This window comes from Nocardiopsis sp. LDBS0036, from assembly GCF_041228755.1.
In the GTDB taxonomy this organism is placed as follows: domain Bacteria; phylum Actinomycetota; class Actinomycetes; order Streptosporangiales; family Streptosporangiaceae; genus Nocardiopsis; species Nocardiopsis dassonvillei.
The window spans coordinates 2,817,323-2,843,553 of record NZ_CP141103.1 but is presented as its reverse complement, the minus strand read 5'-3'; the positions used below and the strand labels follow the sequence as shown (position 1 = coordinate 2,843,553).

At 72.4% G+C, this 26,231-nt stretch carries 21 protein-coding genes; 16 read left to right on the top strand and 5 right to left on the bottom strand.

Annotation, left to right across the window (positions count from 1 at the left end):
- The first annotated feature begins 252 nt into the window (after nucleotides 1-252).
- From UIS43_RS11865 to UIS43_RS11840, 6 genes are all read left to right on the top strand, one after another.
- Entirely contained in the window at nucleotides 253-1,920 is a 1,668-nt protein-coding gene (locus UIS43_RS11865; RefSeq protein WP_013154644.1) for an ABC transporter substrate-binding protein, read from the top strand.
- A gap of 244 nt (nucleotides 1,921-2,164) precedes the next feature.
- Entirely contained in the window at nucleotides 2,165-3,169 is a 1,005-nt protein-coding gene (locus UIS43_RS11860) for an ABC transporter permease (RefSeq protein ID WP_013154643.1), read from the top strand.
- A complete protein-coding gene (locus UIS43_RS11855) occupies nucleotides 3,169-4,212 on the top strand; it encodes an ABC transporter permease (protein ID WP_013154642.1) in 1,044 nt (347 codons plus the stop codon). Before UIS43_RS11860 ends, UIS43_RS11855 begins: the two co-directional genes overlap by 1 nt.
- Before the next feature lies 1 nt (nucleotide 4,213).
- Nucleotides 4,214-5,329: an ABC transporter ATP-binding protein gene (locus tag UIS43_RS11850; protein ID WP_358454154.1), complete on the top strand. Its 1,116-nt coding sequence runs from the start codon at nucleotides 4,214-4,216 to the stop codon at nucleotides 5,327-5,329.
- Nucleotides 5,326-6,432, top strand: coding sequence for an ABC transporter ATP-binding protein (locus UIS43_RS11845; RefSeq protein ID WP_013154640.1), 1,107 nt, complete (start codon nucleotides 5,326-5,328; stop codon nucleotides 6,430-6,432). The genes UIS43_RS11850 and UIS43_RS11845 overlap by 4 nt, the downstream gene beginning before the upstream one ends.
- Before the next feature lie 362 nt (nucleotides 6,433-6,794).
- Nucleotides 6,795-7,208: a thiol-disulfide oxidoreductase DCC family protein gene (locus UIS43_RS11840; protein WP_013154639.1), complete on the top strand. Its 414-nt coding sequence runs from the start codon at nucleotides 6,795-6,797 to the stop codon at nucleotides 7,206-7,208.
- A gap of 66 nt (nucleotides 7,209-7,274) precedes the next feature.
- Here UIS43_RS11840 and UIS43_RS11835 read toward each other — a convergent pair whose 3' ends face one another.
- Nucleotides 7,275-8,159: a hypothetical protein gene (locus UIS43_RS11835; protein WP_013154638.1), complete on the bottom strand. Its 885-nt coding sequence runs from the start codon at nucleotides 8,157-8,159 to the stop codon at nucleotides 7,275-7,277.
- A 74-nt stretch (nucleotides 8,160-8,233) separates the two neighbouring features.
- On the opposite strand from UIS43_RS11835, the gene UIS43_RS11830 reads away from it, so the two are divergent.
- On the top strand, nucleotides 8,234-8,725 hold the full coding sequence (locus UIS43_RS11830) for an AAA family ATPase (protein ID WP_013154637.1): 492 nt from the start codon (nucleotides 8,234-8,236) through the stop codon (nucleotides 8,723-8,725).
- Between the two features lie 44 nt (nucleotides 8,726-8,769).
- Here the strand turns inward: UIS43_RS11830 and UIS43_RS11825 are convergent, their stop codons facing one another.
- On the bottom strand, nucleotides 8,770-10,578 hold the full coding sequence (locus UIS43_RS11825) for a hypothetical protein (protein WP_370013166.1): 1,809 nt from the start codon (nucleotides 10,576-10,578) through the stop codon (nucleotides 8,770-8,772).
- A 311-nt stretch (nucleotides 10,579-10,889) separates the two neighbouring features.
- On the opposite strand from UIS43_RS11825, the gene UIS43_RS11820 reads away from it, so the two are divergent.
- The gene (locus UIS43_RS11820) at nucleotides 10,890-12,314 is read left to right on the top strand and encodes an aldehyde dehydrogenase family protein (RefSeq protein ID WP_370013165.1); all 1,425 of its coding nucleotides are present in this window, start codon (nucleotides 10,890-10,892) and stop codon (nucleotides 12,312-12,314) included.
- 85 nt (nucleotides 12,315-12,399) lie between these two features.
- Here the strand turns inward: UIS43_RS11820 and UIS43_RS11815 are convergent, their stop codons facing one another.
- Together UIS43_RS11815 and UIS43_RS11810 are read right to left on the bottom strand one after the other, a co-directional pair.
- Nucleotides 12,400-13,455 carry a serine protease gene (locus UIS43_RS11815; RefSeq protein WP_013154634.1) on the bottom strand — a complete coding sequence of 352 codons (1,056 nt, stop codon included), beginning with the start codon at nucleotides 13,453-13,455 and terminating at the stop codon, nucleotides 12,400-12,402.
- A 155-nt stretch (nucleotides 13,456-13,610) separates the two neighbouring features.
- Nucleotides 13,611-15,296: a CocE/NonD family hydrolase gene (locus tag UIS43_RS11810; protein WP_370013164.1), complete on the bottom strand. Its 1,686-nt coding sequence runs from the start codon at nucleotides 15,294-15,296 to the stop codon at nucleotides 13,611-13,613.
- 364 nt (nucleotides 15,297-15,660) lie between these two features.
- On the opposite strand from UIS43_RS11810, the gene dxr reads away from it, so the two are divergent.
- From dxr to UIS43_RS11770, 8 genes are all read left to right on the top strand, one after another.
- Nucleotides 15,661-16,881: a 1-deoxy-D-xylulose-5-phosphate reductoisomerase gene (gene dxr, locus UIS43_RS11805; protein ID WP_041552846.1), complete on the top strand. Its 1,221-nt coding sequence runs from the start codon at nucleotides 15,661-15,663 to the stop codon at nucleotides 16,879-16,881.
- A gap of 21 nt (nucleotides 16,882-16,902) precedes the next feature.
- Nucleotides 16,903-18,258: an RIP metalloprotease gene (locus UIS43_RS11800; RefSeq protein ID WP_013154631.1), complete on the top strand. Its 1,356-nt coding sequence runs from the start codon at nucleotides 16,903-16,905 to the stop codon at nucleotides 18,256-18,258.
- A gap of 307 nt (nucleotides 18,259-18,565) precedes the next feature.
- Nucleotides 18,566-19,723: a flavodoxin-dependent (E)-4-hydroxy-3-methylbut-2-enyl-diphosphate synthase gene (ispG, locus tag UIS43_RS11795; protein ID WP_013154630.1), complete on the top strand. Its 1,158-nt coding sequence runs from the start codon at nucleotides 18,566-18,568 to the stop codon at nucleotides 19,721-19,723.
- Between the two features lie 177 nt (nucleotides 19,724-19,900).
- Nucleotides 19,901-20,353, top strand: coding sequence for a hypothetical protein (locus UIS43_RS11790; RefSeq protein WP_071622636.1), 453 nt, complete (start codon nucleotides 19,901-19,903; stop codon nucleotides 20,351-20,353).
- A 157-nt stretch (nucleotides 20,354-20,510) separates the two neighbouring features.
- The gene (locus tag UIS43_RS11785) at nucleotides 20,511-20,702 is read left to right on the top strand and encodes a DUF1918 domain-containing protein (protein ID WP_013154628.1); all 192 of its coding nucleotides are present in this window, start codon (nucleotides 20,511-20,513) and stop codon (nucleotides 20,700-20,702) included.
- 423 nt (nucleotides 20,703-21,125) lie between these two features.
- The gene (locus UIS43_RS11780) at nucleotides 21,126-22,610 is read left to right on the top strand and encodes an amino acid permease (RefSeq protein ID WP_370013163.1); all 1,485 of its coding nucleotides are present in this window, start codon (nucleotides 21,126-21,128) and stop codon (nucleotides 22,608-22,610) included.
- 237 nt (nucleotides 22,611-22,847) lie between these two features.
- On the top strand, nucleotides 22,848-23,654 hold the full coding sequence (locus tag UIS43_RS11775) for a carbon-nitrogen hydrolase family protein (protein WP_013154626.1): 807 nt from the start codon (nucleotides 22,848-22,850) through the stop codon (nucleotides 23,652-23,654).
- 179 nt (nucleotides 23,655-23,833) lie between these two features.
- Nucleotides 23,834-25,546 carry an NAD(P)/FAD-dependent oxidoreductase gene (locus tag UIS43_RS11770; protein WP_013154625.1) on the top strand — a complete coding sequence of 571 codons (1,713 nt, stop codon included), beginning with the start codon at nucleotides 23,834-23,836 and terminating at the stop codon, nucleotides 25,544-25,546.
- Between the two features lie 153 nt (nucleotides 25,547-25,699).
- Here the strand turns inward: UIS43_RS11770 and UIS43_RS11765 are convergent, their stop codons facing one another.
- Nucleotides 25,700-26,164: an Lrp/AsnC family transcriptional regulator gene (locus UIS43_RS11765; protein ID WP_013154624.1), complete on the bottom strand. Its 465-nt coding sequence runs from the start codon at nucleotides 26,162-26,164 to the stop codon at nucleotides 25,700-25,702.
- Nucleotides 26,165-26,231: the final 67 nt, after the last annotated feature.

Sequence of the window (26,231 nt, the reverse complement as noted above, 5' to 3'; positions counted from 1 at the left end):
ATCCGATCATCCGACATCAGGTGGCGGGGAAAATTCTTTTCCCCGGGTTACGGGGGTGTTGCCGTGAAGTATCACGTGATAGTGCGTTCATCTGTTCGACAACTCGTATCCGAAAATGCACCCATGGATCACGGCACAGATGGGAAACGGTTGTATTAATACCCAGCTGTCTATCTTCACAGTCGCTCTCGGAGCGGTCTAGGGTCCACTCAATCGTTCCAGGGCCTGCCGGGCCCCGCACTGAGGTGGACCATGTTCAGGAAGCCTTTCCGAAAGCCGCTGGCCCTCCTGGCCTCCGCGGCCGCGCTCACGCTGGTGGCCACGGCGTGCGCCGAGAGTAACCGCGAGGGCGGGGGGACCGACGCGTCGGAACCCTTCGTCTTCGCCTCCGCGGGCGACATCAAAACCCTCGACCCCTTCCTCACCAGTGACGGTGAGACCTTCCGTTACAGCAGGCAGGTATTCGAAACCCTTCTCGAACACGAATCGGGTGGGACCGAAATCGTCGGCGGACTCGCCGAGGACTGGGAGCAGTCCGAGGACGGCACCGTCTGGACCTTCCACCTGCGCGACGGCGTCCTGTTCCACGACGGCGACGAGTTCAACGCCGAGGCGGTCTGCGCCAACTTCGACCGCTGGTACAACCTCACCGGCGGTTTCCAGAGCTCGAACAACTCCTATTACTGGCAGTCGATCTTCGGCGGCTTCGCGGAGAACGAGAGCGAGGACCTCGCCGAGTCCCGGTACGTCTCCTGCGAGGCCACCGACGAGCTGACCGCGGTCATCACGATCGACGAGTACTCCTCGATCTTCCCCGGCGGCTTCAGCCTCGCCTCGTTCGGCATCATGAGCCCCAGCACGCTGGAGGCCATCGCCGACGCCGAGATCACCGGCGAGGAGGGCAACTTCACCCTCCCCGAGTACACCCAGACGGCCGGAACCGTCGCGGGCACCGGGCCCTTCACCGTCCAGGAGTGGGACCACGACCAGGCCGAGGTGACCCTCCAGCGCTTCGACGACTACTGGGGCGAGGCCGCGGGCTTCGAGACGATGATCCTGCGCGCGATCCCCGACGAGACCGCCCGCCGCCAGGCCCTGGAGGCGGGTGACATCCACGGCTACGACCTGGTCGCCCCCGCCGACGTCGCCCCCCTGTCCGAGGCCGGGTTCCAGGTGCCCACCCGCGGCGTGTTCAACGTCCTGTACATGGCCTACCAGCAGGAGGCCAGCGAGGCGCTCGCCGACCTTGAGGTGCGCCAGGCCCTCGCCCACGCCGTGGACCGCCAGCGCATCGTCGACACGATCCTGCCCGAGGGCGGCGAGGTCGCGAGCCAGTTCCACCCCGACACCCTCGACGGCTGGTCCCCGGACGTGCAGACCTACGAGTACGACCCCGAACTGGCCAGGGAGATGCTGGCGGACGCCGGGCAGGAGGACCTGACCCTGGAGTTCTGCTACCCGACCGACGTCACCCGCCCCTACATGCCCGCGCCGCGCGACATCTTCGACGTCATCGCCGCGGACCTGGAGGCGGTCGGCGTCACCGTGGAGCCGGTCACCTACGAGTGGACCGAGTACGTGCCGCGCACCAACTCGGGTGAGTGCCCGCTGTACCTGCTCGGCTGGACCGGCGACTACAACGACGCCTACAACTTCATCGGCACCTGGTTCTCCCAGTACAACAGCGAGTTCGGCTTCCGTGACGAGGACCTGTTCGAGGCCATGGAGGAGGCGAGCACCAACCCGAACCAGGAGGAGCGCGTCGCCGCCTACCAGGACCTGAACAACCAGATCATGGACATCCTGCCGGGGCTGCCCATCTCCAGCTCCCCGCCGTCCATCGCCTTCTCCGCGAACGTCAACCCGCCCAACGTCAGCCCGCTGACCCAGGAGCAGTTCGCCGAGGCCTCCTGGAAGTAGTCCCCCTCCTCCGCGGGGAGGGGAAGGGCCCGACCGGCCGCCGGTCGGGCCCGCCCACTGCCCGGGGCCCGCGGTCCCCGGCCCGACCGGGCCCGCGCGCCCCGCGCCGCGGCACCGCCCGGCGGGGCGCGCCGCACGCGCGCCGCCCGGGCCCCTGTCCCAACCACCCGCTCGAACTCCCGCCGCGACCCGGCGGGGGACGCTTCGCGTCCATCGTTCCCACCACTGGCGAAAGGCGGCGAAGGTGCTGCGATTCATCGTCAGGCGTCTCCTCCAGCTGATCCCGACACTGGGCGGCCTGTCGATCCTGCTGTTCGTCTGGCTGCAACGGCTGCCGGGCGGACCGGAGTACGCCCTCCTCCCCGACGACGCGACGGCCGAACAGCGCGCCGCGCTGCGTCGTTCCCTCGGCCTGGACGAACCGATCACGGTTCAGTACCTGGCCTTCCTGCGCCGTATCCTCCAGGGCGACCTCGGGACCTCGCTCTCCACCGGACGGCCGGTCACCGAGGAGTTCCTCACCCGCTTCCCGGCCACGTTCGAACTGTCGGTCACCGCGATGCTGATCGCGGTCGTCATCGGCGTCCCCCTCGGCTACCTCGCCGCGCGCAGGCGCGGCTCCGTGCTGGACTTCGCGGCCGTGGGCGGATCCCTCCTGGGCATCTGCACGCCGGTGTTCTTCCTCGCCTTCATCCTGAAGGTGGTCTTCGCCGAGCGGCTCGGGATGTTCCCCTCCGCCTTCCGGCTCTCCCCGGGCCTGATCCGCACCGACCTCAGCGGGTTCGTCGTCCTCGACGGCCTGCGGACCGGGGAACTCGACGTGGTGTGGGACGCCCTGCTCCACCTCGTGCTGCCCGGGATCGCGCTGGCCTCGATCCCGCTCGCCGTGATCGTCCGGATGACCCGCGCCAGCGTGCTGGAGGTGGTCGGCGAGGACTACGTGCGCACCGCCAACGCCAAGGGGTTGCACCGCAACACCGTGCGCACCCGCCACGTGATGCGCAACGCCATGCTCCCCGTGGTCACCTCCGTCGGACTGCTCACCGGAAGCCTGTTCGCCGGGGCGGTGCTCACCGAGAGCGTCTTCGCCTTCCCCGGCATCGGCTCGTTCGTCTACGCGGCCACGCAGGGGCGCGACTACCCGGTCCTGACCGGGTTCATCCTGCTCATCGCGACCATGTACGTGTTCATCAACCTGTTGGTGGACATCTCCTACAGCCTCCTCGACCCGAGAGTGCGGGCCCAGTGATGCCGACGACACCGAGCCCCCACAACCGGTCCGAACCCGCGGGCGCCCCGGAGCCCGAGGGCACCGCGGCCCAGCGCACGCCCCTCCTGGGACGCAAGGCGGCCAGGGTGGACCGGCTGGCCGAACTCATGGGCCAGCGCGAGGAGGGCGAACACGGCGCGGGCATCTGGCGCACCGCCTTCGAGCGCATGCGCCGCAGCCCCATGGCCATCACCGGCGCCGTGATCGTCGTGGTGTTCCTCGTCGTGGCGCTGTTCTCGCCGCTCATCGCGCCCTACGACCCCGTCTCGCAGAGCTGGGGCGACGAGGTCTTCCCCAACCGCAACGTGTTCGTCGGCCCGCGCGCCGAGAACTGGCTGGGCCTGGACAACCTCGGCCGCGACCAGTTCTCCCGCATGGTGATCGGCGCCCGCCAGACCCTCCTGGTCGGCGTGGTCGCCACCCTGGTCGGCCTCGGCGTCGGCGCGCTGCTCGGCGGCGCGGCCGGGGCCGCCGCGGTCCTCGGCGGCCGCTGGGGGCGCCAGGTGGACAACGCCGTCATGCGCGTCATCGACATGATGCTGGCGCTGCCCACCCTGCTGCTCGCGGTCACCATCGCCGCCCTGGTCGGCCCCAGCCTGACCACGGTCATGTTCGCGGTCGGCGTGGCGCAGATCCCCATCTTCGCCCGCCTCCTGCGCGGCGCGATGCTCTCCCAGGGCAACCGCGACTACGTGCTGGCCGCCCGCGCGCTGGGCGTGCGCAAACACAAGATCGCCCTCGTGCACATCCTGCCGAACTCGCTCGGCCCGGTGATCGTGCAGTCCACGCTCACCCTGGCCACCGCCATCATCGACGCGGCGGCCCTGTCCTACCTGGGTCTGGGCAACCCGGACCCGGCCTTCCCCGAATGGGGGACCATGCTCGCCGACGCCCAGCGGTTCCTGTCCAGCGCGCCGCAGCTGGCCGTGTACCCGGCGCTGGCCATCATCGTCACCGCCCTGGGCTTCACCCTGCTGGGTGAGGCGATGCGGGAGGCGCTCGACCCCAAGCTGAGGAAGTGACATGAGTTCCAGCACGCCGCTGCTGGCGGTGGACGAGCTGTCCGTGGTGTTCGGCGGACGCGGCTCCGACGAGGTGCGGGCCGTGGACGGGGTGTCCTTCACCCTGGAGGAGGGCCGGGTGACCGGCCTGGTCGGCGAGTCCGGCTGCGGCAAGAGCGTCACCTCGCTCGCCCTCATGGGCCTGCTCCCCGACCGGGGGGTGCGGGTCGGCGGCAGCGCCGTCATGCGGCTGCCAGACGGCCCCGTCGACCTGTTGAAGCTGCCGCAGAGACGGATGCGCGACCTGCGCGGTTCCCAGCTGGCGATGATCTTCCAGGACCCGCTCAGCTCCCTCAACCCCGTGGTGCCCATCGGCCGCCAGGTCACCGAGATCCTGCGCCGCCACCGGGGGATGCGCGGTTCGGCCGCCGACAAGGAGGCCGCCGACCTGCTGGACCGGGTGGGCATCCCCGACCCCGGGCGGCGGCTGCGCGAGTACCCGCACCAGCTGTCGGGCGGCATGCGCCAGCGCGCGCTCATCGCCATGGCGGTGGCCTGCCGCCCCCGCGTGATGATCGCCGACGAGCCCACCACCGCCCTGGACGTCACCATCCAGGCGCAGATCCTGGAGCTGCTCCGGGACCTGGTCACCGAGGAGGGCACCGCCCTGCTGATGATCACGCACGACCTGGGCGTGGTCGCCGGGCTGTGCGACGACATCAACGTCCTGTACGCGGGGCGGGCGGTGGAGACGGCGCCGCGCGCGCCGCTGTTCGCCGACCCCACCCACCCCTACACGGTCGGCCTGCTGGGCTCCATCCCCCGGCTGGACGCCCCGCGCGGCGAACGGCTCACCCCCATCCGGGGGTCGGTCAACGACAACATCGCCTGGGCGCAGGGGTGCGCGTTCGCGCCCCGCTGCGACCACTACACGATGGAGTGCCTCCAGGGGCCGCCGGAGCTCGTGGCGGTGGGCGCCGCGGCGGGCGTGGAGGAGGGCGGCCGCTCCGGGAAGGGCCCGGCTGCCGCACACGTGCACCGGTGCGTGAACCCGATCCGGGACGCGGACGTGACCGACCGGCCCACGCTGGACGGCTCGGACGGTCCGGACGGCGACGACGAGGAGGAGCGGGGATGAGCCTGCTGCGGATCAACGACCTCAAGGTGCACTTCCCCATCAGGAAGGGGGTGTTCTTCGACCGCACCATCGGCCACGTGCGCGCGGTCGACGGCGTCAGCCTGGAGATCGAGAGCGGCCAGACCTACGGCCTGGTGGGCGAGTCCGGCTGCGGCAAGACCACCCTGGGCCGCGCGGTGCTGCGCCTGGTGGACGTCACCGAGGGCGAGGTGCTCTTCGGCGGGCAGGACCTGGCCGGTCTGGACGAGGAGTCGATGCGCCGCCAGCGCAAGAACCTCCAGATGGTCTTCCAGGACCCACTGGGCAGCCTCAACCCCCGGCAGAACATCGGTTCCATCCTGCTGGAGGGCTTGCAGACCCACGGGATCGGCGGCCCCGCGCCGGGGGAGGGGCCCTCCGGCGGCAGGGAGCGCCGCGCCCTGGTCCTGGAGGACCAGCGCAGGCGCGTGGTCGACGCCCTGGAGAGGGTGGGCCTGTCGGCCAAGGCGCTCACCCGCTACCCGCACGAGTTCTCCGGCGGCCAGCGCCAGCGCATCGGCATCGCCCGCGCGCTGGTGCTGGAGCCCGACCTCATCATCTGCGACGAGCCGGTGTCGGCGCTGGACGTGTCGATCCAGGCCCAGGTGCTCAACCTGTTGGAGAGCCTCCAGGAGGAACTGGGGCTGACCTACCTGGTCATCGCGCACGACCTGGCCGTGGTCCGCCACGTCAGTGACGTGGTCGGGGTGATGTACCTGGGCGGCCTGGTGGAGGAGGCCTCCAGCGACGACCTGTACGAGACGCCGATGCACCCGTACACGCGCTCCCTCATGTCGGCGGTGCCGGTCCCCGACCCGGAGGTGGAGGACAGCCGCGAGCGCATCCTGCTGGCGGGAGACCTGCCCTCGCCCGCCGACCCGCCCAAGGGCTGCCGCTTCCACACCCGCTGCCCGTGGCGGCAGAAGGAGCGGTGCGACACCGAGCGGCCCGAACTGCGCCCGGTCGGGAACGCCGCCGGGGGCGGCACCCACAGGGTGGCCTGCCACTACGCCGAGCAGATCCTCTCGGGCGAGATCCAGCCCAGGGAGGAGATGGCCGAGCGCATCGTGCACGGCACCGGTTGAGCCGACCGGCGGGGGCGGCCGTCCGGGATCCGGGCGGCCGCCCCCGCCGTGCCGGGCCACCGTGGCCCCTTCTCGGGCGTGGTTTCTCCTCCAGGCGGCCGCGATGCTGGCGCCGATGGGGGACGGGCCCGGTGCTGCTGCTCCTGGGTGCGCGGCGCGCGGAACGGACCGCGCGGGCCCGGACGGCCCGCGACACCGGTGCCCGCTGAAAAGCGTGCAGCGGGGCGCCGCGCGCGCGGGCGGCTGTGCGGTCGCTCACGCAGGGGCGCGAAGCCCCAGATGGGCGTGTCCCGTGCGCGGCGGGCGGCGAGAACTTCCGCCGGAACCGGGAGAGGACGCCCCCGCGCGGGCACGATGACGGCATGAGGCCTTCGCTGGACACCGTCCCCGGCACCGGGGCGTTCCTGTACGACCGCGACTGCGGGTTCTGCAAGCGCTCGGTGGTCTTCGCCCGCGACCGGCTGCGCGCCCGCAGCAGCTTCGTGGCCTGGCAGGACTTCGACCTGGACTCCGCGGGGCTGACGCCGGAGCAGACCGACGCCAGCGCCTGGTTCGTGTACGCGGACGGACGCCGATTCCGCGGGGGCGACGCCGTCGCCGAACTCCTGCTGCACGGGCGCCCGCTCACCCGGCCGCTGGGCCGCCTGGCGCGCCTTCCGCTGCTGCGCGCGCTCAACCGGGCCGCCTACCGCTGGGTGGCCGCCAACCGCCACCGCATCCCGATCCCCGGAGGAGCCCCCTCCTGCGGCCTCGGCCCCCCGCCACAGGACGGATGACCCGGCGCCCCCGCGACCGGTGGCCGGTCGGCGGACGCCTCCGTGCCGACCGGCCGACCGCGGACTTCAGGCCGCGCGCAGGGTCCGGCACACCTCCAGCAGCCGCCCTCGCAGCACCGCGCCGCGCTCGGCGAACCCCCGCTGCGCCTCCATGTACTCCGCCTTTCCCCCGGCGGTCTCGATCCGCACCGGCGCGTACCCCCACGCCGCCAGGTCGTAGGGGGAGGCGCGCATGTCCAGCGTCCGGATCTCCCGCGAGAGTTCGAAGCAGTCCACCACCAGCTCCGAGGGAACCGCCGGGGCCAGCTTGTACGCCCACTTGTACAGGTCCATGTTGGCGTGCAGGCACCCCGGCTGGTCCAGTTCGTCCTGCCGCTCCCGGCTGGGCCGGAGCGTGTTGAGCGGGCGCGCGGCGTCGGTGAAGAACCGGAACGCGTCGAAGTGCGAGCACCGGATCCGGTGCGTCTCCACGACCCGGTCGGTGCCCTCCCGGCCCAGCCGCAGCGGCACCTGTCCGTGCCGCACCTCTCCGGCCCGGTACACCATCGCCCACTCGTGCAGGCCGAAGCAGCCCAGGTGGGCGGGGCGCCCGGCGACCGACGACAGCAGCCGCTCCACGAAGTCCAGCACCGGCCGCGCCGCCAGGAACGCCGCGGTGTCCAGGCCCACCGCGCCCCCGGGCAGCGCGGTGTAGAACCGCTCGTCCAGGCGGGCGCGGGCGCCCTCGCCCAGCAGCACCGTCCCCGCGCCCGGGTGCCAGCGCCGCAGCTGCGCGGGCTTGAGGTTGTAGTAGGTGAACAGGAAGTCCTCCACCGGATGGCGCACGCCCTCCCGGCGGCGCCGCAGGTGGTCCCCGACCAGCGCGTCCACGCGGTCGCGGTGCCGCTCGGCGCGCTCGCGCCACCGCTCCTCGGGCAGGGCCGCCAGGGCCCGCGTACTCGCTTCCGTCACGGCCCCCAGGGTACGCGCGCCGCGGGATCTGCCGCCCCCGCGTCACGTCGCACGTGTTCTTGTACGCTCCGGTGATGGGCGTGCGCAACTATCTGGTCGAGGGCGTCTCCGGCACCGGCAAGACCTCGGTCTGCGCGGAACTGCGGCGGCGCGGGTACCACGCCGTGGACGGCGACCTCGAACTGGCCTACCAGGGCGACCCGCGAACCGGCGAGCCGACGGAGGGCATGAGGCACGAGCACCATCTCTGGCACGTCGACAGGGTCAGGTCCCTGGTCGCCGACCGGGGCAGCGCGGTGACGTTCTTCTGCGGCGGTTCCAGGAACTTCCCGGAGTTCGTCGACCTGTTCGACGGCGTGTTCGTCCTGGAGATCGACCCGGGGACGCTGCGCCGTCGGCTCGACGGGAGACCGGAGGGGGAGTGGGGCGGCAGGCAGGCCGAACGGGACCTCATCGCGCGCTTGCACCGGACGAAGGAGGACGTTCCCCGGGACGGTACGGTCGTCGACGCCACCAGGCCGCTCGCGCGCGTCGTCGATGAGATCCTGCGCCTCACCGGGGGGTAGCCCCCCCGGCGCGGTCCGGCTCCGGTCCGCCCGCCCGGCCGGGCTCAGTTCGACTGCTGCACGGGCAGGTGGCGGCCCAGGTAGCCGATGTACACGCGGTTCGTGGTGCCCGGCCCCAGGTGGGGGTAGAAGTACAGCCGCGGACAGATCCCGTACTCGATGTCGAGCTTGATGTGCGCGTACATGGGCAGCCGCCCGCTCGGCTCCACCTCCTCGGGCACCCGGAACAGGCGTTTGTCGTTGAGCTTGCCCCGGTTGCGCACGTGGTCCGACTCCTGCGAGGCCAACCGCTTGATGGGGATCACCTGGTACCCGTCGGGGGTCTCGCGCAGGTAGGAGTGGAAGCCCAGCCCGGTGCCGGGGTTGTCGAACTGGTAGCGCGCGTAGTCGTTCAGGGCCAGCAGCGCCTCCCACGCGCGGGTGACCCACAGGGACTCCTTGCGGCTGTCGGACAGCTCGTAGACCGTGGCGTCCTCGATGGTGAAGTACAGGTGCGGCAGGACCGAGTCGTCGGTGATCCGCTCCAGCAGTTCGCGCACGCTGACCGGGGGCCGCCGCTGCGGATCGCTCGGCGCGGGTGCCGCGGCCAGCCGGAACAGCCCGGCCTCGCGCGCCTGTTCGCGCAGCCAGCGGGCCTCGTAGCGGGCGGCGCGCGCCTGTTCGCGCGCGGTGTCGAGCTCCTCGCTCAGGTCGGCGGTCTCGGCCAGGAGCCCGTGGCGCTCCTCGGCCAGCTCGCTGACCCGCGCGCCGAGCCGGGTGACCTCCTCCCGCAGCCGCTGGGTCTGCTGTTCCAGGGCCTCGCGCTCCAACGCCGAGGCGGTTCCGGCCGGGACCGCCCCGCCCTGCGCCGCCTGGTGCACGACGGCCGCGCCCCGGGCCGCGGGCACGCTCACCCGAGGCCGTGCCGTGCCGGGGGCGGACCGCCGCAGGTCGTCGGTCTCCTCCTCCAGCAGCGCGTCCACGGCCTGGAGCGGGTCGGGCAGGCCCACCTCCAGCGCGTTGTCGCGCACCCGCCGTGAGAGGGCGGCGCCCACCCAGTTGCGGATGCGCTCGCCGTCGCGCGCGGTGTCCAGCGTGGCCGGGCTCATCCGGGGGTGGCGGGCGGAGTCCGCCTCGTCGTGCGGGTCCACCCCCGGTAAGAAGGTGCGCACCCCGCCGGGCGGGACGTCCAGGCCCGGCGGCAGGAGCGCTCCGACGCGCTCCAGGGCGGCGTCGTCGAGCACGTACCCCGAGCACATGCCGGTGCAGCGCGACAGCGCCCCGGCCATGGCCCCGCGCCAGTCGGCGACGGTCACGTCGCGGGGCGAACCGGTGGCCACCACCGCCATGCGCCGCAGGGGGTCGCGGATCGTCGCCACGAGCGTGTCCACGAGGTCGTCGTCGCGCCCGCGCACGATCCGGGGCGTGGGCGGCAGCGGGTGGCCGCCGTCGTGGCCGTGCACCGCCTCCAGGAGCATGCGCGCGGCCTCGGGCGGCATGACGTCCAGCCGGGGATGCTCGGAGCCCTCACCCGCCGGAGGGGAGGGGGTGACGGTCATGTCGATCCACACGTACCGCCACGGGGACAGCGCCGGGTCCACGACAGCGGTGGCGACCGTCCGCCACACGCCGTCCGTCTTGTCGGACTCGGTGGTCAGCCGCAGGAAGGACAGGCCCTCGTCGGGGTTGTCGTGCCGTACGACCAGGGCGCGGGAGCGGTTGCTCAGCTCATGGCGCCCCGAGGCGGAGAAGTCCACGCGCGCGCCCGAGTTGCCGCGCTTGCTCAGCCACCGCGACAGGACCGTCGAGGTGACGGCGACCAGGTCGCCGTCGTGCTCCGGGACCGCGACGAGCGTGCGGTAGACAAGCGGCAATGGGCACTCCCGGGATCCCGTCGGCGGTGGCGGACCCGAGGGTCCGGCCGAACGCGCTGGCAGAGCCCTCCTCACCACTGTGGACGAAGGAGGTCGCCGGCGCCAGTCGGCCGACCAAAGATCCCCGGTCAGGCTGTCTGATCCTCAGACGATACCGCCCGTCACCCCGGTGTACACCCCCCGCTGTCGCCCCTGTTCGGAGCGCGGACCCGTGTGCGCGTCGTTCTTGCGCCACGGTGGCCAACTCCCGCGTTCGGGTTGGCAACAGTGGACAAGGCACACCGGGAGAAGGGGGCACTAGCGTCACGGGCATGTCTACGCGTCCGTTCTGGCTGGCCGGCACCGCCGCGACCGGCGACACCGAGATCACCGTCGTCAACCCCTACACCGGCGAGGACGCGGGTACCGTCTCCGTGCCCACCGCCGAGCAGATCGAGGAGGCGGTGGCCGCCGCGCACGCGGTCGCCGCCGAGGCCGCCGCCCTGCCCGCCCACGTGCGGGCCGACGCCCTCGACCACGTCTCCCGGCGCATCGGCGAGCGCGCCGAGGAGATCGCCCGCACCATCACCGCCGAGAGCGGCAAGCCGATCAAGTGGGCCCGCGCCGAGGCCGGACGCGCCGTGTCCGTGTTCCGCTGGGCGGCCGAGGAGGCCCGCCGCGACAGCGGTGAGCTCCAGCGCCTGGACACCGACCCGGGCGGCACCGGCCGCATGGCCCTGGTGCGCCGCGTCCCCAAGGGCCCGGTCCTGGGCATCTCGCCGTTCAACTTCCCCCTCAACCTCGTCGCCCACAAGGTCGCTCCGGCCATCGCCGTCGGCGCGCCGATCATCCTCAAGCCCGCCCCCGCCACCCCGATGACCGCCCTGCTCCTGGGCGAGGTCATCGCCGAGACGGACCTGCCCGGCGGCATGGTGTCGGTGCTGCCGATGCCCAACGAGCTCGCCGCCCCCCTCATCACCGACGAACGCCTGCCCGTCATCTCCTTCACCGGCGGCCCCTTCGGCTGGCAGCTGCCCCGCCTGGCCCCGCACAAGCACGTCACCCTGGAACTGGGCGGCAACGCCGCCGCCGTGGTGCTCGCCGACGCCGACCTGGACTGGGCGGCCCAGCGGGTGGCCCTGTTCGGCAACAACCAGGCCGGACAGGTGTGCATCGGCGTGCAGCGCGTCATCGTCGAGGACGCCGTGTACGACGAGTTCGTCCCACGCCTGGTGGAGCGGGTGGAGGCCCTCGGCGTGGGCGACCCCGCCGACCCGGCCACCGACGTGGGCCCGCTGGTGGACGAGGCCGCGGCCGAGCGCGTGGCCTCCTGGATCGACGAGGCCGTCACCGCCGGGGCCAAGCTCCTCACCGGCGGCACGCGCGACGGCGTGACCGTGGCGCCGACCGTGCTCGCCGAGGCCCCGGACGACTCCCGGGTGGTGCGCCAGGAGGTCTTCGGCCCGGTGCTGGTCCTCCAGCGCGCGGCCGACACCGACGCCGCCTTCGCCGCGGTCAACGACAGCGACTTCGGGCTCCAGGCTGGCGTGTTCACCCGCGACCTGCCCACCGCGTTCCGCGCCCACCGCGAGCTGGAGGTCGGCGGCGTGGTCATCGGCGACGTGCCCACGTTCCGGGCCGACCAGATGCCCTACGGCGGCGTCAAGGGGTCGGGTGTGGGCAAGGAGGGCGTGCGCGCCGCCATGACCGACCTGTCCTACGAGCGGGTCCTGGTTCTGACCGGAATCGACCTGTAGGACCGGCGGGGGCCGCCCCCGGACGCGGAACGAGCGGTGTCCCCCGTGCCACGGGGGCCGGGGGACACCGCTCGTCCGGCGGGTACTACAGCTGGGCGGCCTGCTCGTACAGCTCGCGTGCCTCCTGGCCGAGCCGGGGGCCGTACTGGACGCTGCGGTCGTCGGCGTACTTGAAGCTGACCACCGAGGTGATCGTGCCCCGGCCGGTACCGGTGTCGAAACCGGCGAACCAGGGGCCTCCACTGGAGCCCTGCGTCATGGAGCAGCGCACCCCGTTGGCCGTGGTGCCGCCGGTGTCGGGTTCGGTGCGGCCCGAGCAGTAGTGCAGGTGCCTGCCCTCGTACGGGGCCGCCGACGGGTACCCGAACGTGTACACCTGCACCCCCTCGCGCACCTTGTCCTCGGTCCAGGTGCCGAACTCGATCCGCTGGGAGCCCACCCGCTCCTGGACGGTGGTGCCCCCGTCGGGGTTGAGCACCACCATGGCGAAGTCGTAGCTGTCGTCGGCCTGGCGCGACCACTCCGGCGCCACCAGCAGGTCGCTGGCGGTGAACCGCCCGTAGGGGCTCTCCCCGTCCGCGTGGCCGGGCACGAAGGTCCAGTTGCGGGCCCACGAGCCCCGGCCGTCCTTGGCGCAGTGCCCGGCGGTGACCACGGTGCTCCGGTTCGCCGCGTCCACCACCGACGCCGAGCACGTGAAGTCGCGCCCGTCCATGGTCAGGTAGACCTTGCCGGTGGTCCTGGTGACCAGCCCGCCCGAGGTCCAGCGCTCGCCCCGGCTGTCGGGGCGCGGCGCGGCCTGGTGCTCCACTCCCCCGTCCGGGGCCGACCCGTCCTCGGCGGGCGGGAGGACGTCCTCCAGCATGCCGGTGATGGGCTTGGCGGCGGCCATGCGCTCCTCGGTCCAGTAGTCCAGCACGGCCTGGTGCTGGTCGCCGGTCACGGCGGCGCTCTGGTGGGAGAGCCCCGCCACGTGCGACAGGGCCTCGCGGTCCTCCTGCGCGGGAACCGCGGGGGAGTGGATGGCCTGGGTGACGGCGGACGCGGGCGCCGGGAGCTGCTCGGCGAGGAAGAGACCCCCGGCGGCGACCGCCGCGGCGGCGAGGGGGGCGAGGATCCTGTGTGCGGTGGACGAGGTCATGACGAGCATCCTCGCACACTTTCGGTAGTCAAGTGGCTACTTTGTGTTTGTGTCGTTTGCGGTAGGGGAAGAAGGGGCCGTCTCCGGCACGGGGGTGTGCCGGAGACGGCCGGAGGGCGCCCGGCCCGCCGCCGCGGGAGACCCCTCGGGGCCGATCAGGCCAGCGGGACCGTGACCTGGGCGGGGGCCTCCTCGGGGGAGGTCACGCTCACCCGGTCCCCGATGTCGCTCTCGTCCTGGTAGCGCGCGTCCATGCTGTCCACCACCACGGCCAGGCGGTGCCCCGCGGGCACGTCCCAGACCACCGGCGCCAGCTCCGTGTCCACCGTCACCGGTTCACCGGGAGTGGCTCCGCGCAGGGTGTGGGGCGCGTGCGACAGCAGGGAACCCCTTCCGCGCCCGTCGATCGCGTACAGGTACACGTACACCGACTGCTCCGGAGCGGTCGGCGTGAACGTGAGGGAGACCTCCGGCGTCCCCGCCACCCGCGCCCCCTCGGGGTAGGCGGGGCTGGTCCACACGGCGGCCCGGTAGCGGTCCACCGTCGGCAGCAGCACCCCGGCCGGGATGTCGAAGAACTGCTGGAGGGCGCCGGAGAGCATCACCGTGCCGCTCTCGGCCGGGGTGGCGATCCCCGTGCGGAAGCGGTAGTCCCATCCGGTGGAGGGCTCGGGTTCCATGGCGCCGCTGCTCTGCCAGCGGAACCAGTCCGTGCTCGGCTCGGCCAGGTAGTACCGGTCGGTGCTCGCGGTGACCGACGGCCAGTCGGGGTGCGTGGTCCAGCCGCCGCGCCCGTTGTTGGGCCTGACGTGCACGGGCCCCTCGGCGTCCACCTCGTTGGCCTGGCCGCGCAGGTGGTGGTCGAACCAGTCGCCCAGGGCCTCCCACACCTCGTTGGGCAGCCCGGCCGCGCCGAACAGCTCCTGCGTGGCGTGGTCGCCCGGGGTGATCATGAGCCGCTTGGGCACCTCCAGCTCCTCGTAGAAGTCGGTGATGTGGCCCACGGGGAAGATGCCGTCGTTCCAGGCGTGCGCCATCATCACGGCCGTGCCGTTGGCGTTGATGGCGTCCACCTTGGTGGCCGCCGACCGGTCCGGGGCCACGTCCAGGGCGGGCTGGATGTCGCCGCGCCGGTAGGCGGCCTCGATCCCGGCCAGCTCCTCGCCGGGGGTGCCGGTGAGGTGGCCCGCCAGCAGGAGCAGCTCGGCCGACTGCGTGTCCACGGTCTCGTTGGGGTACAGGGAGACGGCCAGGTCGGCCCAGCCGCTCAGCGAGGCCACGGCGCGGATCCGGTCGTCCTCGGCGGCGGTCAGCAGGCTGATGCCGCCCCCGTAGGAGATCCCGGCCATGCCGATGCGGTCGGGGTCGGCGTCGGTGTTCTCCAGCGCCCAGTCGATGACGGCGCTGGCGTCCGCGCGGTCCTCGGGACCGGCCACCCCGATCCCGCCGCCCGAGTCCCAGAAGCCGCGCGAGGTGTAGGCCACGACCTGGTAGCCGGACTCGTGGGCCAGCCTGGCGGCGGCGCCCACGTAGAGGAGGTGGGGCGTGCCCCAGGCGGAGGGCATGACCAGCAGCGGGTGCGGGCCCTCGACCCCGGTGGGGGTGATGACCTTGGCCCTGAGCTCGGTGCCGTCGTGGCTGACGATGGTCTCGTAGCCGATGCTGGCGCCGACCGCGGCCGAGGCCGGGGCGGGGGAGAGGACCGCGGCGGCGAGCACGGCCGCCAGGGCGACGGACAGCAGGCGGGGGAGGAGTCGCGCGGCGGCGCGGAGCCCGGAGCCGGTCCGGGGCGGTCCGTCCTCGCAGGGCGCGGGGCGGAAGGGGGTTCTGGCAGGGCGCATGACGGGGGAACCTCGGGGGGACTGGCGGGGTGGGGGTGACCGATGGGTCGTCGCGCCGTCTCGCCATCGGGGGAGGCCGGGACCCGGGGGCCCGGCGGAGGCGTCCGGGGGGAGCGCCTCACGGGGGTCGTCCTGCCCGGTGGTCCCACCGGGCTGTGCTCGCGTCGCCTGGACGCGCTGTCTGACGGACCGTTCTAACTGGGGGGTAACTTACTCACCGGTTAAGTTAGGTCACCGGGCACCGGTTGTAAAGACCCGGTGACGCGCGATCCCCCTGGTTCCCGTGACCGGCGCCACGGGCCCCGCACCCCGCCCCGCGGATTGCGGAACAATGGGGAGCGTGCGAGAAGAACAGCGAACAGCAGTGATCCTCGGTTCCACCGGCTCGATCGGGACCCAGGCCGTCGACATCGTCCAGCGCAACCCCCGACGCTTCCGCGTGGTGGGCCTGGCCGCGGGCGGCGGGCGCGTGGACCTGCTCGCCAAGCAGGCGGCCGAGCTCGACGTCCCGCTGGTCGCCGTCGCCGACCCCGACCGCGCGGGCGAACTCGCGCGCGCCCTCGCCGGACACGGCAGCCGCGCCACCGTCCTGGCCGGGCCCGAGGGGGTCGCCGAGCTGGCCGGGAGCGAGTGCGACGTCGTCCTCAACGGCATCACCGGCGCTTTGGGCCTGGAGTCCACCCTCGCCGCGCTGCGCGCCGGGCGCACCCTCGCGCTGGCCAACAAGGAGTCCCTCATCATCGGCGGACCGCTCGTACGCGGACTCGCCAGGCCCGGCCAGATCGTCCCGGTCGACTCCGAGCACTTCGCCATCGCCCAGTGCTTCCCCCACCTGCCCGAGGGCGAACTCGCCAGCCCGGCGCAGGGCCACGTCCACGCCCGCCGCGACGAGGTGCGCCGCCTGGTCGTCACCGCCAGCGGGGGCCCCTTCCGCGGCCGGGGCCGCGACGAACTGGCCTCGGTCACCCCCGCAGACGCCCTCAACCACCCCACGTGGAGCATGGGCCCGGTCATCACCGTCAACTCCGCCACCCTGGTCAACAAGGGGCTGGAGGTCATCGAGGCCAACCTGCTCTTCGACGTGCCCTTCGACCGGATCGACGTGGTCGTCCACCCGCAGTCGGTCGTGCACTCCATGGTCGAGTACGTGGACGGCTCCACGATCGCCAAGGCCAGCCCGCCCAGCATGATGATCCCCATCGCCTACGGGCTCGGCGCGCCCGACCGCGTACCCGACGCCGCGCCCGGCATGGACTGGACCCGCGCCCACACCTGGACCTTCGAGCCCCTGGACCACGAGGCCTTCCCCGCCGTCCGCCTGGCGTGCGAGGTCGGTAGCGCGGGCGGGACCGCGCCCGCGGTCTACAACGCGGCCAACGAGGAGGCGGTCGACGCCTTCCTCCGGGGAAACCTCGCGTTCCCGGCCATCATGGACACCGTCTCCCGGGTAGTCTCGGAGCACCAGCGAACAGAACGTGCCGGGGGAGCGTCCTCCCACAGAGGACACCTGAGCCTGGACGACGTGTACGCCGCTGACACCTGGGCCCGCACGCGTGCGCGCGAGCTGCTCGCGCGCCAGGCCTGACACCGCCCTGAGGAGAGATGCATGGTCGCCCTGATGACCGTGGTCGGGATCGTCCTGTTCGTCTTCGGCCTGCTGTTCTCGATCGCCTGGCACGAGCTGGGACACATGTCCACGGCCAAGATGTTCGGGATCAAGTGCACCGAGTTCATGGTGGGCTTCGGCAAGACCCTGTGGTCCGTCCGCAGGGGTGAGACCGAGTACGGCATCAAGGCGGTCCCGCTGGGCGGGTTCGTGCGCATGGTCGGCATGCTCCCGCCCTCGCGTCAGAGCGCCGACGGCAGCTCCCGCAAGCTCTCGCGGTGGCGGGCCATGGCCGAGGACGCCCGTGAGGCGTCCTACGTCGAGCTGTCCCCCGAGGACCAGGACCGGCAGTTCTACCAGCGGGCGCCCTGGAAGCGCCTCATCGTGATGTTCGCCGGTCCGGGCATGAACGTCATTCTGGCCGCGATCCTGCTCGCCGTGCTGTTCATGGGCATCGGGGTGCCGCAGAGCACCACCCAGATCGCCACGGTCAGCGAGTGCGTGGTCCCCGCGGGCAGCTCCGTCACCGACTGCGAGGACGCCCCGCCCACGCCCGCGGCCGAGGCCGGGATGCTGCCCGGCGACGTCATCGTCTCCGTCGGCGGCGAGTCCACCCCGGACTGGAGCACCGCCAACCGGCAGATCCGCGAGGCCATGGGTGACACGGAGATCGTGGTCGAGCGCGACGGCGAGCGGCTGCCGCTGAACGTCGACATCGTCGAGAACGAGCTCCCGGCCCGCGACGCCGAGGGCGAGTTCGTCTACGAGACCGACGCCGACGGCGAACCGGTCTACGACGAGCAGGGCTACCGCGTCTACGAGACCGAGGTCGTGGGCTTCCTCGGCATCGTCTTCGCCACCGAGCGCGCCCCGCTCACCCTCGCCGAGTCCGCCGCCGAGATGGGCAACATGATGATCGGCGTCGGCGAGGCCCTCATCGCCCTGCCCAGCAAGGTGCCCGACGTGTTCGCCGCGGCCTTCCTGGGCGAGCAGCGCACCCAGGACTCCCCGGTGGGCATCGTCGGCATCTCCCGCATCGGCGGAGAGATCATGGCCCAGGGGCTCCCCGTGGCCGACACCGCCGCGATCATGATCCAGATCCTGGCCGGGGTGAACCTCTTCCTGTTCGCCTTCAACCTGGTGCCCATCCTGCCGCTGGACGGCGGGCACATGGCCGGCGCCATCTGGGAGTGGATCAAGCGCGGCTGGGCCAAGCTGTTCCGCAGACCCGAACCCGCCCCGGTGGACGTGGCGATGCTGACACCGGTGGCCTACGTGGTCGTGGCCTGCTTCCTGGTGTTCAGCGTGGTCCTGCTCGTGGCCGACCTGTTCAACCCGGTCAGACTCTTCGGCTGACCCCCGCCCCGGCGGCCCTCCGGCCGCCGGGGCCTTCCCCGTCCACCGCCGCGGTGACCGCGCGACGGTCGGCGGACACCCCCGCGGCGCCGGGCGTTCACCCTGGTCCGCCTGCTCCGCCTTCCGTGCCGGGCACGCCCCCGGGTACGGGTAACCTGGGGGCGCGATCCGGGAACGACGGCGTAGCCAAGGCCGCCGGACACGGTGTTCCCCGGACGCGGACCCGCGCGCTGCGCCGGACACCCATTCCCGAAACGGACGAATCAAGTGCCGCCCCCTCCCCGGCGGCAGACGAGGTGAATCAAGCGTGACCGTCGATCTCGGTATTCCCGCCGCACCGCCGCGCCCGCTGGCGACCCGCCGCAAGACGCGGCAGATCATGGTCGGAAACGTCCCCGTCGGCGGGGACGCCCCGGTGTCCGTGCAGTCGATGACGACCACCCGTACCTCCGACATCAACGCGACCCTCCAGCAGATCGCGGAGCTGACCGCCGCGGGCTGCCAGATCGTCCGCGTGGCCGTGCCCACCAACGACGACGCCGACGCCCTGCCGATCATCGCCAGGAAGTCGCAGATCCCGGTGATCGCCGACATCCACTTCCAGCCCAAGTACGTGTTCCAGGCGATCGACGCCGGATGCGCCGCCGTGCGCGTCAACCCGGGCAACATCAAGAAGTTCGACGACAAGGTCGCCGAGATCGCCAAGGCGGCCGGTGAGGCCGGGACGCCGATCCGCATCGGCGTCAACGCCGGTTCGCTGGACAAGCGCCTGCTCCAGAAGTACGGCAAGGCCACGCCTGAGGCCCTGGTCGAGTCGGCTCTGTGGGAGTGCTCGCTGTTCGAGGAGCACGGCTTCCGCGACATCAAGATCTCGGTCAAGCACAACGACCCCGTGGTCATGGTCAACGCCTACCGCCAGCTCGCCGCGGCCTGCGACTACCCGCTGCACCTGGGCGTGACCGAGGCCGGTCCCGCCTTCCAGGGCACCATCAAGTCCGCCGTGGCCTTCGGCGCTCTGCTCTCGGAGGGCATCGGCGACACCATCCGCGTGTCCCTGTCCGCGCCCCCCGCGGAGGAGGTCAAGGTCGGCAACCAGATCCTGGAGTCGCTCGGGCTGCGCGAGCGCGGCCTGGAGATCGTCTCCTGCCCCAGCTGCGGCCGGGCCCAGGTGGACGTGTACACGCTCGCCGAGGAGGTCACCGCGGGTCTGGAGGGCATGGAGGTGCCGCTGCGCGTGGCCGTCATGGGTTGCGTCGTCAACGGCCCCGGCGAGGCCCGCGACGCCGACCTGGGCGTGGCCTCCGGCAACGGCAAGGGCCAGATCTTCGTCAAGGGCGAGGTCATCAAGACCGTGCCCGAGTCCAAGATCGTGGAGACCCTCATCGAGGAGGCCATGCGCATCGCCGAGGAGATGGGCGAGTCCGGCGCCGAGTCGGGCGCGCCCACGGTCTCCGTGGCAGGCTGAGCCCCTCCCGCCGCCTCCGACGGCCGCGCCGGCCCTTCCGGGATCGGCGCGGCCGTTCGCGTGTGCGGTGCGCACTCCGCGGCAGAGCCACGGAGCCGTCGCTCTCCGTTGTGCTCCGCGCGCCCGGCGGCCATGATGGGACCGTCAGCAGCCGGAACGACCCCCTCAGGAGCCCTCGTGTCCCCCTCACGGATCAAGGTGCGTCTCACCCCGGTCGTCGGAGTCCTCCTCCTCGCACTCGGCCTGCTCAACCTCGTCCTCGGTGTGTGGCTGCTGGGGTTGGGGGATTTCACCATGGGCCTGCCCATCGGCGTGGTCATCACCTTCGCGGGGGCCGTGCAGCTGACCAGGACCTACTTCTGGTTCGATCCCGAGATCGGGGCCGGATGGTCGTCCGTCTCCGGTCCCGCGAGGTTCGGCCCGCTCGCCAGGGGAGTCAAAGCCGAACGGGGTGAGCGCTTCGCGGTCGAGCAGGGCCGACTCGCGCACGTGGCCGCGGACGGGACCCGTACCCCCGTCCCGGTGCGGCGGTGGATGGCGAACAGGGCCGACTGGCGCGCGCTGGAGGCCGCCCTGTCGGAGACGGCCCGGCTCCGGGAGCCCCGGACCCCGGACGGCGGAGCTTCCTGACCGGGGGCCGTCGGGAACGTCACCCCGTGCCCTCCCTGTCCCGCTTCCCGCGGTAAAGGGACGTTGTTTGCGCAGGTGGGGGCGGGAAAGGAACATCCCGTTCCGCCGGTCGGCGGTGACGTGAGGACGAGCGCGCGAGAAACGGGAGGGCCTGCCGGTGCATGCGAGTGTGGGGGACCGGATCCATGTCAGGGACAGAGGGACGAGTACGGAGGACTGGGCGGGAGAGGTCATCGAGGTCCGCGGCTCCGACGGGGGACCGCCCTACGTGGTGCGCTTCCCCGACGGCCGCGAGACCCTGATCTACCCGGGGCCGGACGCCGTGGTCGTGCCCGCGACGGCGGAGTAGCCCGACCGGTCGCGCGGCCGGTGCGCCCGCCGCGGCCGCGCACGTTCCCGAGCGCCGAACCGCGAGACGGCCGGGAGGGCCGGGACGCGTCCGCGCACGGACGGTTCCGGCCCTCCGTCATGCCCGTGGCTCCGCCGCGCGCCCCTGACCAGCCTGTTCGCTGTCCGAAGTGGCGGCGGTCACCCAGGGTGATTTTGTATGGCATCAATCACAGGGTCCTGCGTTTCCTTGCGCGGCCACGCACGAACCCACCGCTTCAACCGGACAGACGCAACGAATGTGGGTCATGTTACGTAGATAACGCGGCTACCGTTGCTGAGGGCTTCGGGCCGCCCGGACGCGCGGCGGCCGGACCCCCCACCCCCCCGCCGTACCTCCCCCGGGGGAGCGGTGTGCCCACGTACATGAACGAGGAGTAAACACGTGGTGAACCAGAAGAGCCCGGCGGGCACCCGCGGGGCCGCAGGCCCGGGCGGTGCGCCCGCGCTGAGGCAGCGCCTCACCAGGCGCAAGCCGATCGAGAGGCTCGTCGCCGAGACCCGGGACTCCGAGGGCAGCGGCCTCCAGCGGCACATGGGCTTCTGGCAGCTGTCCATGATCGGGATCGGCGCCACCCTGGGCACCGGCATCTTCGTCGTGCTGGGCGAGGCCGTCCCCGTCGCCGGACCGGCCGTCATCGTCTCGTTCGTGCTCGCCGGGATCACCGCGCTGTTCTCCGCGCTCGCCTACGCCGAGATGGCCGGGATGATCCCCGCCTCCGGCTCCGCCTACTCCTACAGCTACGCCACCATCGGCGAGTTCATGGCCTGGGTGTGCGGCTGGTGCCTCATGCTCACCTACGGGGTGTCGGTCGCCGCGGTCGGTGTCGGCTGGGGCGAGTACATCAACGAGCTCCTCCAGCTCACCACCGGCCTGTCCCTGCCGGGCGCGGTGCTCTCCGGTCCCCTGGAGGGCGGCGTGATCAACCTGCCCGCCGCCGTCGTGGTCCTGCTGTCCATGTTCGCCCTGCTCGCCGGGGTCCGCGAGAGCAGCCGCGTCAACGCCGTCATGGTCGCCGTCAAGGTCGCCATCCTGGTGATGTTCGTGGCCATCGCGATCACCGCCGTCCAGGACGGCAACTTCGCCCCGTTCATGCCGATGGGCATGGCCGGTGTCAGCGCCGCGGGCGCCACCCTGTTCTTCTCCTACATCGGCTTCGACTCGGTCTCCACCGCGAGCGAGGAGGCCAAGAACCCGCAGCGCGACCTGCCCCGGGCGATCATGTTCGCGATGATCCTGGTCACCGCGCTGTACTGCCTGGTCGCCTTCGCGGCGGTCGGCGCGCTCGACTGGACCGGCTTCGTCGACGGCGAGACCTCCCTGGCGGGCATCCTGACCGCGGTCACCGGCACCCCCGTGTGGGCGGTCATCTTCGCCGCCGGTGCGGTCCTGGCCCTGGCCAGCGTGGTCCTGGTCGTGCTCTACAGCCAGACCCGCATCCTCTACGCCATGTCGCGCGACGGCCTCATCCCCAAGGCCTTCTCCACCCTCGACGCCAAGGGCACCCCGCGCGCGAACACCCTCATCACCTCCGTGCTCATCGCGGTGCTCGCCGCCCTGGTCCCGCTCGGGCCGCTCGCCGACGCCACCGCCATCGGCACCCTCTTCGCCTTCGCCCTGGTCAACGTGGCCGTCCTGGTGCTGCGGCGCAGCAGGCCCGACCTGCCGCGCGCCTTCCGCGTGCCGGGGGCGCCGGTCACGCCGGTCCTGGGCGTGCTGGCCTGCGCCTACCTCATGTTCAGCATGTCGATGAGCGTGTGGGTGGCCTTCCTGGTCTGGCTCGCCGTCGGCGTGGCGATCTACTTCGCCTACAGCATGCGCCGCTCCGCGCTGGAGACCGACCCCGAGGTCAGCGAGGTCCGCTCCTAGCCGGACCGGTCGGGAACCGCGTGTGAGGGGGCCGAGGGATCCCCCGGCCCCCTCGCGTGTTCCCGGGGGGAGTGCGGCGCACCACATGCCGCGCCAATCCGTCCCCGGGCGCAAGAAAAAGCGGCACCTCGCGGGAAAGACGCGGGAATCCTCCGTATGGGCGCACTGTTTCGGCGCGTTCGTCCACCTAGAGTGGACGCGGCCCCGAGACGACGGAGAAAAGCGAGGTGGGAGGCAGTGACACGCGGACCCCTGCGCGTGGCCCTTGACCAGGGCACCGGACCAGGCGCGGACCCCGCCGCCGCCCTCGACCGGCTCGCCGAGCGTGCCAGAGCCGCCGCCGACGCCGGAGCCCGCCTGCTGGTGGGGCCCGAGATGTCCCTGACCGGCTACAACCTGGACCCCGGCCTCCTGGCCCGGCTGGCCGAACCCCACGACGGCCCCCTCAGCGAGGCGGTCACCGCCATCGCCGCCGACACCGGCGTCGCCATCGTCCACGGTTTCCCCGAGCGCGCCGACGGCGCCGTGTACAACGCCGTCCAGCTCGTGGACTCCAACGGCGACCGCCGGACCTACCGCAAGACCCACCTGTTCGGCGACCTGGACCGCGGGGCGTTCTCCCCGGGCGCGGAGCCGGTGGTCCAGGCCGACCTCGACGGGATCCGCGTCGGCCTGCTGGTCTGCTACGACGTCGAGTTCCCCGAGGCCGTGCGCGCCCACGCCCTCGCCGGCACCGAACTCCTCCTCGTCCCCACCGCGCTCATGCTGCCCTTCACCGAGGTGGCCGAGCGGATCGTGCCGGTGCGCGCCCTGGAGAACCAGATCCACCTGGCGTACGTGAACCGCTGCGACGCCGAGGGCGACCTGCGCTACGCGGGGCTGAGCACCCTGGTCGCACCCGACGGCTCCGAGACGCTGCGGGCCGGTCCCGGCGAGGAGTTCCTGGTCGGCGACGTCGACCCGGACGCCCTCGCCCGCGCCCGCCGCGAGCAGTCCTACCTGGACGACCGCCGTCCGGCCCTGTACCGGACACTCACCGTGTGACCCGCGCCCGGGGCGGGTGGCGCCGCGCCGCCCGCCCCGCACGCCCGTGCGGGGGCGGACCCGCCCGCGCCCCCGAACCCACCCGAACCGTTGACCCACCCGTCACCTCCCGTGCCATCCGCGCACGGACACCCACCGGCTTCCCCGCCGGACCGCACCCACGAAGGAGGGGTTGGAGAATGACGTCTGCCGTGCCCACGGCCGCCGGTGCCGCACCCGCGCAGGACAACACGCCGCTGAACATGTGCGGGCCGGACTTCCCGTTCGCCTACGACGCCTACCTGGACCACCCCGCCGGACTCGGGCAGGTCCCGGCGGAGCGCCACGGCACCGAGGTCGCCGTCATCGGCGGCGGGCTGTCGGGGATCGTCACCGCCTACGAGCTGATGAAGATGGGGCTCAAACCGGTCGTGTACGAGGCCGACCGCATCGGCGGGCGGCTGCGCACCGAGAAGCTCGCGGGCTGCCCCGACGACGTGGTCGCCGAGATGGGCGCCATGCGCTTCCCGCCCTCCTCCACCGCCTTCTGGCACTACGTGGACCGCGTGGGCCTGGAGACGACGCCGTTCCCCAACCCGCTCTCCCCGGCGACCCCCAGCACCGTGGTCGACCTCAAGGGGCGGTCCCACTACGCCACCTCCCTCGACGACCTGCCCGAGGTCTACCGCGAGGTGGCCCGCGCCTGGGACGCGACCCTGGACAGCGTCCAGCACACCCGCATGCAGGAGGCCATCCGCGAGCGCGACGTGGCCACCCAGAAGGAGATCTGGAACGAGCTGGTCGCCCGGCTCGACAACCAGACCTTCTACGGCTTCCTGTGCGACTCCCCGGCCTTCGCCTCCTTCCGCCACCGCGAGATCTTCGGCCAGGTGGGCTTCGGGACCGGCGGCTGGGACACCGACTTCCCCAACTCCATCCTGGAGATCCTGCGCGTCACCTACACCGGCGCCGACGACGACCACATGGGCATCGTGGGCGGTGTGGAGCAGCTGCCGCTGCGCCTGTGGGAGGACGCCCCGGACAAGCTCGTGCACTGGGCGCAGGGCACCACCCTGGCCTCGCTGCACGGGGGCGGCCCGCGTCCGGCCGTCACCGCCCTGCGCCGCACCGCGGCCAAGGGCTCCCCGGCGGGCAACATCACGGTCACCGACGCCTCGGGCTCCACCCGCACTTACGCGGCGGCCGTGTTCACCGCGCAGAGCTGGATGATGCTGTCCAAGATCGACTGCGACGAGGACCTGCTGCCCATCGACCACTGGACGGCGATCGAGCGCACCCACTACATGGAGTCCTCGAAGCTGTTCGTGCCGGTGGACCGCGCGTTCTGGCGGGACAGGGACCCCGAGACCGGACGCGACGTCATGAGCATGACGCTCACCGACCGCATGACCCGGGGCACCTACCTGCTGGAGGGGTCCGACCCGGACGGCCCGGCGGCGATCTGCATGTCCTACACCTGGTGCGACGACTCGCTCAAGTGGCTGCCGCTGTCGGCCAACGAGCGTCTGGAGGTCATGCTCTCGTCGCTGTCCAAGATCTACCCGGGCGTGGACATCCGCTCGCACATCACCGGCGACCCGGTGACGGTGTCGTGGGAGGACGAGCCCTACTTCATGGGCGCGTTCAAGGCCAACCTCCCGGGCCACTACCGCTACCAGCGCCGTCTGTTCACGCACTTCCGCCAGGACGGCCTGGAGGAGCGCCACCGGGGCCTGTTCCTGGCCGGGGACGACGTGTCCTGGACGGCGGGCTGGGCCGAGGGCGCCGTGCAGACCGCGCTCAACGCCGTGTGGGGCGTGGTCCACCACCTCGGCGGCGGGACCGACCCGTCCAACCCGGGCCCCGGCGACCTGTTCGACGAGCTCGCGCCGGTCGCCCTCCCCGAGGACTGAGGCTGTACCTCTTCGGAGCCCCGCCCGCCCGTCGCCCACCGCCGCCCGCCGGGGGGTGCTCCGCGCGGAGGCGCGCCACCACCCTCAACGGACGCTCCGCGCAGTCCTCTCCTGTTCGGGCGCCTTCCCGCGGTCCCGCCGTGGGGAGGCGCCTCAGGGCAGGTCGGCCGTCCCGGCGAGGATGGGCTGGTCCACCAGGCGCGAGAGCACGAGCGTGCTCTTGGTCCGCACCACGAACGGCTCGGCGCCCAGCCGCTCGATGACCTCCTCCAGGTGGTGGGTGTCACGGGCGCGGACCTGCACGATGGCGTCCGCCTCACCGGTGACCGTGCACGCGGAGGTGATCTCGGCGTAGCCCGCGAGCCCCGTCCGGATCTCGCCCGGCGACGTGCGGGCCCGGCAGTACAGCTCGATGAAGGCCTCGGTGGTCCACCCCACGGCCTGGGGCTCCACCACCACGGTGAACCCGCGCACCGCGCCGGACTCCACCAGCCGGTCCACGCGGCGCTTGACCGCGGAGGGGCTCAGCCCGACCCGCTGGCCGATCTCGGCGAAGCTCATCCGCGCGTCCGCGCCGAGTATCGCGATGATCCGCTCATCGACACGATCCAGCCGCATTGCGCTTCGTCCCCGTCTGTCCACGTCTGATTGAGGCAGGGCACATGCTACCGGGGTGTGTCGCCCC